Source organism: Cytobacillus depressus (genome assembly GCF_008923245.1).
GTDB lineage: Bacteria > Bacillota > Bacilli > Bacillales > Cytobacillaceae > Cytobacillus > Cytobacillus depressus.
The window spans coordinates 1-9,140 of sequence record NZ_WBOS01000035.1; the positions used below are offsets into that span (position 1 = coordinate 1).

13 protein-coding genes and 1 pseudogene are annotated in these 9,140 nt (G+C 36.5%); 11 read left to right on the forward strand and 3 right to left on the reverse strand.

Annotated features, from left to right (window positions below; all coding sequences use genetic code 11):
• Positions 1-650 precede the first annotated feature (650 nt).
• The 5 genes from F7731_RS26085 to F7731_RS26105 all read left to right on the forward strand — a co-directional run bounded on the left by F7731_RS26085 (position 651) and on the right by F7731_RS26105 (position 2,888).
• Complete coding sequence (locus tag F7731_RS26085) at positions 651-1,094, forward strand: carboxymuconolactone decarboxylase family protein (protein WP_151537666.1); 444 nt, start codon at positions 651-653, stop codon at positions 1,092-1,094.
• 160 nt (positions 1,095-1,254) lie between these two features.
• The gene (locus F7731_RS26090; protein ID WP_151537667.1) at positions 1,255-1,434 is read left to right on the forward strand and encodes a hypothetical protein; all 180 of its coding nucleotides are present in this window, start codon (positions 1,255-1,257) and stop codon (positions 1,432-1,434) included.
• A gap of 444 nt (positions 1,435-1,878) precedes the next feature.
• Complete coding sequence (locus tag F7731_RS26095) at positions 1,879-2,094, forward strand: hypothetical protein (RefSeq protein WP_151537668.1); 216 nt, start codon at positions 1,879-1,881, stop codon at positions 2,092-2,094.
• Between the two features lie 101 nt (positions 2,095-2,195).
• Positions 2,196-2,555, forward strand: coding sequence for a type II toxin-antitoxin system Phd/YefM family antitoxin (locus tag F7731_RS26100; RefSeq protein WP_151537669.1), 360 nt, complete (start codon positions 2,196-2,198; stop codon positions 2,553-2,555).
• A 6-nt stretch (positions 2,556-2,561) separates the two neighbouring features.
• The gene (locus tag F7731_RS26105) at positions 2,562-2,888 is read left to right on the forward strand and encodes a type II toxin-antitoxin system RelE family toxin (protein ID WP_151537670.1); all 327 of its coding nucleotides are present in this window, start codon (positions 2,562-2,564) and stop codon (positions 2,886-2,888) included.
• Between the two features lie 307 nt (positions 2,889-3,195).
• Here F7731_RS26105 and F7731_RS26110 read toward each other — a convergent pair whose 3' ends face one another.
• Positions 3,196-3,489, reverse strand: a complete 294-nt coding sequence (locus F7731_RS26110) for a hypothetical protein (protein WP_151537671.1) — start codon at positions 3,487-3,489, stop codon at positions 3,196-3,198.
• Positions 3,473-4,270, reverse strand: coding sequence for a ParA family protein (locus tag F7731_RS26115; RefSeq protein WP_151537672.1), 798 nt, complete (start codon positions 4,268-4,270; stop codon positions 3,473-3,475). The genes F7731_RS26110 and F7731_RS26115 overlap by 17 nt, the downstream gene beginning before the upstream one ends.
• A 676-nt stretch (positions 4,271-4,946) precedes the next feature.
• Between F7731_RS26115 and F7731_RS26120 the strand changes: the two genes are divergently transcribed.
• The gene (locus F7731_RS26120; protein ID WP_151537673.1) at positions 4,947-5,453 is read left to right on the forward strand and encodes a competence protein ComK; all 507 of its coding nucleotides are present in this window, start codon (positions 4,947-4,949) and stop codon (positions 5,451-5,453) included.
• Between the two features lie 711 nt (positions 5,454-6,164).
• Here F7731_RS26120 and F7731_RS26125 read toward each other — a convergent pair.
• Positions 6,165-6,372 (reverse strand): annotated as a pseudogene (locus F7731_RS26125) (IS1595-like element ISSpps1 family transposase); the annotation flags it as partial.
• Positions 6,373-6,611: 239 nt separating this feature from the next.
• Here F7731_RS26125 and F7731_RS26130 point away from each other — a divergent pair.
• The 5 genes from F7731_RS26130 (at position 6,612) to F7731_RS26150 (ending at position 8,817) form a co-directional block, all read left to right on the forward strand.
• Positions 6,612-6,827 (forward strand): DUF1659 domain-containing protein, encoded by a 216-nt coding sequence (locus F7731_RS26130; RefSeq protein WP_151537674.1) that lies wholly within the window; start codon positions 6,612-6,614, stop codon positions 6,825-6,827.
• Positions 6,828-6,868: 41 nt separating this feature from the next.
• Positions 6,869-7,084, forward strand: a complete 216-nt coding sequence (locus F7731_RS26135) for a DUF2922 domain-containing protein (protein WP_151537675.1) — start codon at positions 6,869-6,871, stop codon at positions 7,082-7,084.
• Positions 7,085-7,336: 252 nt separating this feature from the next.
• Entirely contained in the window at positions 7,337-7,468 is a 132-nt protein-coding gene (locus F7731_RS26140; protein WP_151537678.1) for a YvrJ family protein, read from the forward strand.
• A gap of 23 nt (positions 7,469-7,491) precedes the next feature.
• Complete coding sequence (locus tag F7731_RS26145) at positions 7,492-8,070, forward strand: M15 family metallopeptidase (protein WP_151537676.1); 579 nt, start codon at positions 7,492-7,494, stop codon at positions 8,068-8,070.
• A 180-nt stretch (positions 8,071-8,250) separates the two neighbouring features.
• On the forward strand, positions 8,251-8,817 hold the full coding sequence (locus F7731_RS26150; RefSeq protein WP_151537677.1) for a site-specific integrase: 567 nt from the start codon (positions 8,251-8,253) through the stop codon (positions 8,815-8,817).
• Positions 8,818-9,140 lie beyond the last annotated feature (323 nt).

A 9,140-nucleotide genomic window follows, 5' to 3' on the forward strand; every position in this document is an offset into this window, starting at 1 on the left:
TAGTCAATCAACCATCCAACCACCAACATACCAACCACGGCAATTCATGTGTCCGACCCGTTGCGAGAACATTATTTCAGCTACAACCTTTTTTAGAAGACTTATATTTTACTTTGATGTCCTTTTAGTCAATCAACCATCCAACCACCAACATACCAACCATCATAAAACTCATGATTAGCTATAGTTTGTAGGCGGCCTGCGCAAAGTCATAACTTCAAAAGTCTCTTATTCATCGGTTTTTTCTGATAAGGCCAAAGGCAGGTATATCCGTCACGTTCAACTCGATGTCTATATGCATGTTGTAATTCTAGACGCGCGTCCCGAATCCCTTCTTTTGCAGGTAGTGTTAGCTTTGCTTTGCTGAAATCTCCTGTTCAGTAAAGCACCATGAGGCCGCAAGCATTGTCGCTTCTGCTTCAGATGAGGAGTTAAACATAACTTTTGGATCTGTGATAAACGTGAATTTAAAAGAGTAGATTTTAGTAACAAGAATTTCTTCATTGAAACCAATATTCGTTTTTTCATTCTCTTCTTGTTACTTACGTTTTTTTAAATAAGATGTATCTCTTTTTATTAGTTTGTAAAATAGTACAAATGTTCTTTTAAGGGTATATTAGTCTTATACTAAATCAAAGGAGTCTTGCCTAATGAGCCAAAGAGTTTCTTACTATGAAACTGCACCTGATGGTATGAAAATTATGATGGATATGGAGAAGTACACGAAAACGACAGCAATCGAACGAAAACTTCGTGAGCTTATTAAAATTCGTGTTTCTCAAATTAATGGCTGTGCATATTGTTTGAATATGCATACAGCAGATGCTCGCAAAATGGGTGAAACAGAACAAAGAATATACTGTGTTAGTGCTTGGCAAGAGTGTGAATTCTATACAGAAGCAGAAAAAGTAGCATTAGAGTTGGCAGAGCACGTAACATTAATCCCGACAAAACGTGTTCCAGATGAGCTTTATCAACGAGTGAGTGAACACTATGACGAGAAGCAGTATGTTGACCTTGTTCTAATCATTAATCAAATTAACAGCTGGAATAGAATTTCTATTGCCATGGGGAATATGGCAACTCAAAAGTAAATATTAGGTTATTGAGGTTTACGGGTTAGAGGATGGATATTTTCGTAAAAAAGAAGCATATGGAAAAGAGCAAGAATTAAAAACCTTTGTTTTTCCTGATTTAGTCATAGAAATAGATGCCGTATTCACTAAATAAGATTATGGAAAGGATGGTTGAACATTGGAGAAGTTAGAGGATAAACAAAAACTCTGGAAATTTGCTCTAAATATTAATCAAATAGATGGTCCATATGAGCCAAGTTTATTACTTTCTAATATGATGGAACAAGAAATTCGTGGTGCAATTTCTTCAGATGAAATAGTGCAAAAATTAATGCTCGCATACAAGCAAGAGGATTAACATGAAGCATCCATATGTCACTATAAATTCATATGAAAAGGATAGAACACACCAACACACCGTGAACTCCGTCCTAAGTACAGTCGGGAGATCCCTTCCGAATCACTCCCAGCCCGTTCGAGACCTGGTTCACCACCTTTGAATTTAACATTTACATTAATAAAGACAAGGAAAATAATCACAGTGCTCCCGCGCCGTGATTATTTTTTATGAACAGGACTCATGAGGCTTACTCGAAGAGAAACTGAATCCCCAATTAGATATTAAAAGAAAGGTTTCTATAAATCTATTAACTAAGGAATAAATAAACGTTTCTTCCTAGAAATATTTCTTTTTTATTAATACCTTCTATCGATATCTACAATGTTTTATTTTTCTAAGCTGCATCTGCTTTCTAGTACATGTAAAGCTTCTGTGAATATAGTGAATTTAGGTGACGCTCGAATGAGAATTCAAAAGATGATTCGGAAGAGAGCAGAGTGTGGCCCCAAGTTTCATTATGATAGTACTGAAGGAGCTTTTAAAGTTGAAAAGAACAAAAGAAGAAATAAACGTTCCTTTGAAGGTTTATTTATTATTATCTATCCAGGCATCGATAAGAATATACTTTTTCGAGCTACATTTTACATGATTACACACTTGCTAAGTGTGCGATACTGATGAATTTACGTAAAATTATACTGAACAAGTTACTGTACATTTTACAACAAAACTTGTATACTTTTCTTCAAATGAACGTATACTGAAGGGAGATGGAAGGAATGGCGGTGGATGTAATGGATAAGCCTCGTTTTAATGTAGACCAAGTGATTCCAGCATCAGTAGCATCTAGACGTTTTGGGGAAGTGCGCAAAAATGCCAAAACACTCCCGCAATTTATTTCTGAAAATAACCGAATTGACTCTGTTATCCTCGATTATCATCAATATGAAAAAATGTACAGAGAGCTTGAAATGCTTCGTGAACTATCTTGGGAAATGAGTATCGCGCAACGACTAAAACAAGCTGACGCTAATCCGAATCATAGACATAGCCTCCAAGAAGTGATGGGGGAAGAAGAATTTGAAGACTTCCGTAAAATCGATCCAAACTCGATTTCTGATGAAGATTTATTTGAATAATTACTTATGGAAAAGAAATTTGAAGTAGTCTTTATCGAAGAAGCAAAAAAGGAATATCGGAAGCTTGATGGTTCGGTTAAAAAGTTAGTCAATGTCGCACTCGCAAAGTTAGAAGTACGTGCGGATGAATTGGGTGAAGATCTAACAAGTAAGCACGGAATTAATTTAATCGGATGCCGGAAGATTAAATTTCGTAATGCGGGTATTCGCATTGTATATCGGATTGTGGGCAATAAGACAGAAATTGCAGAGATTATTACCATTGGCAAGCGCGAAGATAATGAAGTTTATAAAATAGCTGCTAAGCGATTAAATATACCAGAAAGTCAATAGTACAGAAGAGAGGATGTATAAGTGACATCCTCTTTTTGAAATTCTTTTCCCGAAACAAGGTCTGTAGTTTCAATTTCTTAATGAAATCCGTCTATAACTAAAAGGGTACTATTCTCCCGTATATTCTTTTCTTCCTTTCTTGTTTCGTTGATTTCTTTATTTAAACCAACGTTCGTTTTTTATTCTCTTCTACTACTTGCCTTATTTGAAATTAAGTCCTAGATGTGAATCTGAAAACTTGATCATAAGCAAATTTGAAAATTAGAGTTAAAAAAACGAATAGCAAATGCTACTCGTTTTTTCATCATTATTTATCTTCCTTCAAATAACTCTCCAAAGCCTCTTCAATCAAAATGTAAATATTCTTCTCCTGCACTAACGCCTGCAGCTTTAATTCTTTATGTAAATCAGTCCGTAAATCAAAGGATACGCGCTTTCTTTCCACTTTCTTTTCTTCCTTTCTTGTTTCGTTGATTTCTTTATTTAAACCAACGTTTGTTTCTTGTTTGCTTCCTTCTCCTACTACTTCCGTTAATGCTTGTGTAGGAGTGATGACTCTTTGCTGACGTTTCATGTTCTTGATGTCATTGACCTTTGACACGTGCAATCAACTCCTTGTAAAAACTTTTATATTGATCTAATGCTTGTCTTAGTTCCGGATTCTCATTAAAGCCGTATAAAGCCAGTCTGCCAGTTGGCGCTTTACGTGTGATCACAGTTTGAAACACATCATTCGGATAATCCTCTTCAATCATTTCATTAAACGCCTTCGCGTCGGTGCGCCTCACATCGTTTAACGTTCGAAGAATCCCAATTACTTTCGTATCGCGATTTCCGAATTCATTTGCACTCACAACTGAGTCCATAAAGTTCGGGATGGCAGAGTAGCACCAGTTGGAGCTCTCATATAAGACAACCACATATTCGCTTGCACAAAGTGCGTTTGTAGTTTGTTCGCTCAGTGATGGCGGCGTATCAATAATGATAAAATCATAATCATCGCGCACTTGCTCAAGAACTTGATCTAAAATTAAGCTCGGATTTCCGCTGAAAGGGATCGTCTCTCCCGTGTAAGTCTTCCCAGTGTAGATCCAGCGTGGCAATGTCGCTAAGAAGTTGGTTGCCGGAAGTAAATCAAGGTTCTCACTTATTGGCACGATGTAACTTTTCACATCGTTATACTGCATCGCTTCTAGCACGGATTTTTCTATAAACTCATTTGATGGCTGCTCGGATAAAAGCTCCGTTAGGTTGCCCTGGGAGTCCATATCAATGGCCAACACCCGGTAGCCGTCTTCTTGTAATAAATAAGATAATATCCCAGTGGTAGTAGACTTTCCGCAGCCTCCTTTTTGAATTCCCATTGTGATAGTAATAGCCATTCTTACCCACTCCTTTCTTCCAACGTTGATTTCTTCTTTTCTTCATTCCTTTATTCAATATTAAACTATTAAATTGATAATGTTAAGAGATTTGCTATAAATATCCAACATTTAAGCGAATAACTAGAAAATACACTGAATATTCAAACCTACGATGTAGCCTATATGGTATGATAAATAGATAGCTTTAATAAGTGATTTATTATGAATATTTGTGGCGATATCCGCAGAAAGGAGTTACGGATAGTATTTATAGTATTGAACATACCCATTCCTGATTGCTTTAACGAAGCACCCTAGATAACGAATTTAAAGAGACTATCACCGCGCATTCTTATTTAGATGTCAGGGGATCATACGTTAAAAGGAATAAACCATCTTAGATTTCTTCCAACGTTGTTTTCTTCATTCTTTTAATCTTTTATTTCTTTGCTACTATTTAGTTATTCAACACCAAAACAACAATCTTTTTAAGTAGAACGACCACTTGGCCAAATATTTCATACTTTGCGTGTTTATATACTTTCGCTCTCCAATCAATAAATAGGCATGCTTTTTTGCACAATTTGGAGCGTTTCCGCCTATTTTTCAGGGTTACGGGATTGCAAGGCAAGTAGTCAATATTATAAAAGATGTTTATTTTGTACTTGTAGTGTTTATAGAAAGGAATGATTTTATGAACTGGAGCAAAATCGAAGCGTTTTTAACGTCAGGCCAGGCATTTATCCCTGTAAACATCGAAAACAAAGGCGATTCGATCGAATTCTACATGAAGGATGGCACGATTGAGATTTTAGATATTCCATGTGATAAGTTCCTAAAAATGCTTCTATATTATTTCGGCACGAGCATATCGGCCAATAAAAGGCGCTACGGGAAACTAGTTGGAAAAACAAAGCTCGTTCCAATCGTTCTTTCATACGGAATCACACTGGTTCCCTACTTTGTAAGAGAATCAATTGGACATCAAACACGCATAGGTTGGTTCATAGCTAAGGAGATTTCGGGTTTTGCAAAGGAATCCTCTCATAAGACAATCATTCAGTTTATGAATCATGAAGTGAGTGTCTTTCACTCGGAAAAGTTTTGTTTTGAGCAATTAAAAAATGCTAGATGTATGGAGCTATGCTTTGGCGAAATACATGAACCACATAGAAAGAACTGGCTTTTTTCGACAGGGTAAATACCTGTCTTTTTTTGTTTTTGGCTATGTTAAAGATAAAGGTTGATGATGATAAACATTAACTCGCTAATCATAAGATAACGGGTTCGGTTTTGAGGTGCAAAATTGTAATTTGCGGATAAATAATATTAGCTTTCGAATAAACTAGATACACAATAATTGGCATTAAAATTGCTCAGGGCATAAAGCTCTGAGCGTTTATTAAATATACAATGGATTATTCAACTAACGTCACGTTAATCACTTAAATATTGCCAGGATGGATAGAAAAATACATAAAACGGCTGAAGTAAATAAGATGACAGAAGTTACAAGATTTCTCCTAAATTTAATAGCATATGCACAAAAAAAGATTGCCGCAGCTAATTTGGAGCAGCTTTGAAAATAAGCATTATTAGAAAAAAATGAACTGCTAAAAATAATTGAAATAAGTAATGTTGCAGAAATTAGTAGTTTAAACCACAAAGGCTCTTTTAGGAATTGTTTAATCATAAATTTTATCCGCCGCATAACGGTATAACTCCCTTCAGTACACCTTCATAAATAAATATATGATGTATTCTTGAAAAGTAATACTTACCTTTTGCGATGGTTGTAACATATGTATTAACAGCGTGATATGTAAAAATCAGGTACATGAATGATCAAATGTTATTTCTCGTAGTCTCAATGTTTTAGCAGTTTCCCACGTTCCGAAAACTCTTAGACTAAAGTGCTCTTCTTTCGGTCTCGTCTATTAAAACGCATACTTGTTCATTAGATATACCTCTTTTAGTAGCGGAGCCACCACGTTTCCTATATATATACGATGTGAAATAACGTTCTAAGAACTCTCCCGAAAATAGGTCTCATCCACTTCAACAATTCCTTCGAATGAATTAATATCTTCTTTCGCTAATGCCGATAACACCTTATGTCTCCCAACGTCTTGGTCATTAGGAGGTGCCCCTTTTGTTAAAAAGGAATTATTCAAAATCAACCAAGAACTTTAACATAGCCTTGTTTTTTAACTTATCTCATTCCAACTGCCACTAAAATAGGAAAAATCGATATAAAATGGGCAAATTCTTATGTTTCGGGTGTTAACCAGTTTATTAACCATTTTGATAGACCCATAGATGAAGAGATATAGTGACGATAAGAAAGGAGGGAATCTCAATGAACCGTGAATCATTGATCAATAAAAATCTCATTGTGGCTATTGAGGAGGGTCTGGATGAAAAAGGGAAGCCGATTGTAAAGCGTTACACCTATTCAAACATCAAGGACGATGCGACACCTGCAGATCTATCTTTAGCTGCCAATGCCATTGCGGATTTGTACAACGGATTGCCGTACCAATTCAGAACTGTTAACACCAATATCTTAGTTTAATAAGAAATCGGTGGAAAAAAGAAGAAAGGAGGATGATCTAAATGGCTAAAACATTAGAGTTACACTTTGATGGAGAAAGAGGACTGGTGAAAGTCGCTATTCGAAACCCAAAGGATCCTCTTAGCCCAGCAGAAATTAAAGCTGCGATGGAGAAGATGGTCCAAGCGAATATTTTCACATCAGCAAATGGAGATCTTGTTGGTGTAAAAAGTGCTCGATTAGTCGACCGTAATACTCAAGATATTGAGTTGCTTTAACTTTATTCAGCAAAAGTCTCTTCTTCTATAGCTGCTGAGTTAAGTACTGATGGGCATCTAATTCAGAAGGGAGTCAAGCCTAGGCTGAATAAAGTTAAGCCTCCGGCGAGCCTTTCGATTTTTAAAGGAATTTATCGAGCGAGCTCGATAAAAATCTGGGCGCAAATACGCCAAGGCGAATTTGATTGGGTAACGGAAGGTGCTTGACCTTCCGTTTTAACGTTTAAGAAGGGAGTGGAAGTAGTGGAGAATATGGATTGGGTTACTATGATAGGCCAATTAGGCTTTCCGATTCTAGTAAGCTTATATTTACTGCATCGGATGGAAAAGAAGCTGGATCAGCTGTCACAATCCATACATGAACTGGCGATGTCCCTTAAGTAAATAACATTAATGGAGGGAAAATGATGGATGTGAACACTCTTTTACAGAGATCTGAACCTAAGCTATCTGGCGTTCATACGACTATTGCAGATAAGGGCAGACAGCTTATCAAAAAAGTTCATTCGGAGGGCATTTTTATTATTATCACGCAAGGGTTACGAACGATTGCTGAACAGAATAATCTATATGAGCAAGGCCGTACTAAGCCAGGAAAAGTTGTGACAAATGCCCGCGGGGGGTACTCTTATCATAATTTCGGCCTTGCCTTTGATTTCTGTGTATGTGATATCGTTAGCGGCAAATTAATACCGAACTGGTCCGTTGATAATAGATGGAAGCGAGTAGGGGAATTAGGGAAAGCACTCGGCCTTGAGTGGGGGGGTAACTGGACAAGCTTTAGAGATTACCCTCACTTCCAGGAAACGTTTGGTCTTTCACTAGCACAATTACGAAATGGGGTGAAACCTGCAGTGGCAAACAAAGCTGTAACAAAAAAATACCGTCTTTGGACCGGAACATTTAACAGCAAACAAGAAGCCGAAAAGGCAGCCGAAAGATTAAGAAAAACTTTTGGTTGGCTTGTCTATGTTAAAGATGCTTAACCCGCCAAAATTGGTGGGTATTTTTTTCACAAAAATTAAATCTGACACAAGCAAGTTATGTCAGATATTTAATTCAGAGAAGAGTGTTGGTACATAAGGAATTGGCGAGCAATTAGCACATATCAAATTTTCATCGAAAATCTATTGTTTTCCTATTAGGAGAAGGAGGTTGTCGGATTTATGAATACGGTCCAGCCGATTCGCGATAAAGAAAAAATCGAGGCGATGAAGAAGATCCTACGTGCTTCATCGTTAAGAAATGAACTTCTATTTGTACTGGGTATCAATACGGGACTGCGTATTAGCGACCTCCTATCTCTTCTTATAGATGATGTTTTGAAAGAAAAGAAGGTTGTCGATCGGCTTGAACTACGGGAAAAGAAAACTGGAAAGCCTCGTTATATTGCATTGAATAAGAAGATTATTAGATTAATAGGAAAATACATAGAAAAAGAACGGACTCATGCTAGTCCTTCTGATCCCTTATTTCTAAGTCAAAAAGGAGGGGCCATAAGCCGGCAGCATGCATACGAAATTTTGAATAAGGCTGCCCGCGCGGTCGGCATCAAGGAGCGAATTGGGACTCATTCCTTACGTAAAACATTTGGTTATTTTGCATATAAGTCTGGAGTTGATCTTGCTATGATTCAAAAGTTGCTGAATCATTCAAGCCAGACGGAGACATTAAGGTATATTGGGATTACACAGGAGCAGATGGATGAGGTGGTGTTGAGATTGGATTTATAGGTTAGCTACTGCAACTAAACATCAAATAAACAATACTTATATGTTAATAGTTTTGTATCGTGGAGATAGTATAGAAAAAAATATGAATTTAGGTATTGATTTTTTAAGAATATGATAGTAATATAGTAAATCTCACCACGAAAAAGTAGTGAGAAATTATTTTTTAAAATAAATTATATTTATTTGTTGACATTAGATAAGGAATGCTGTAAAGTATATTCTTGTCGCCACTAAAATAAAAAATTATTTTAAAAAAGTGATTGACAGTTTAAGAGCGAGATGATATATTAATATCCTGTCTCGAAAAAATAGTTCTTTGAAAA

Excerpts from the sequence above, each read along its gene's own strand:
- F7731_RS26135 (WP_151537675.1), top strand. The coding sequence starts at position 6,869 with ATGGCTAAAACATTAGAGTTACACTTTGATGGAGAAAGAGGACTGGTG.
- F7731_RS26120 (WP_151537673.1), top strand. The coding sequence starts at position 4,947 with ATGAACTGGAGCAAAATCGAAGCGTTTTTAACGTCAGGCCAGGCATTT.
- F7731_RS26115 (WP_151537672.1), bottom strand. The coding sequence starts at position 4,270 with ATGGCTATTACTATCACAATGGGAATTCAAAAAGGAGGCTGCGGAAAG.
- F7731_RS26095 (WP_151537668.1), top strand. The coding sequence starts at position 1,879 with ATGAGAATTCAAAAGATGATTCGGAAGAGAGCAGAGTGTGGCCCCAAG.
- F7731_RS26105 (WP_151537670.1), top strand. The coding sequence starts at position 2,562 with ATGGAAAAGAAATTTGAAGTAGTCTTTATCGAAGAAGCAAAAAAGGAA.
- F7731_RS26100 (WP_151537669.1), top strand. The coding sequence starts at position 2,196 with ATGGCGGTGGATGTAATGGATAAGCCTCGTTTTAATGTAGACCAAGTG.
- F7731_RS26140 (WP_151537678.1), top strand. The coding sequence starts at position 7,337 with ATGGATTGGGTTACTATGATAGGCCAATTAGGCTTTCCGATTCTAGTA.
- F7731_RS26130 (WP_151537674.1), top strand. The coding sequence starts at position 6,612 with ATGAACCGTGAATCATTGATCAATAAAAATCTCATTGTGGCTATTGAG.
- F7731_RS26150 (WP_151537677.1), top strand. The coding sequence starts at position 8,251 with ATGAATACGGTCCAGCCGATTCGCGATAAAGAAAAAATCGAGGCGATG.
- F7731_RS26085 (WP_151537666.1), top strand. The coding sequence starts at position 651 with ATGAGCCAAAGAGTTTCTTACTATGAAACTGCACCTGATGGTATGAAA.
- F7731_RS26145 (WP_151537676.1), top strand. The coding sequence starts at position 7,492 with ATGGATGTGAACACTCTTTTACAGAGATCTGAACCTAAGCTATCTGGC.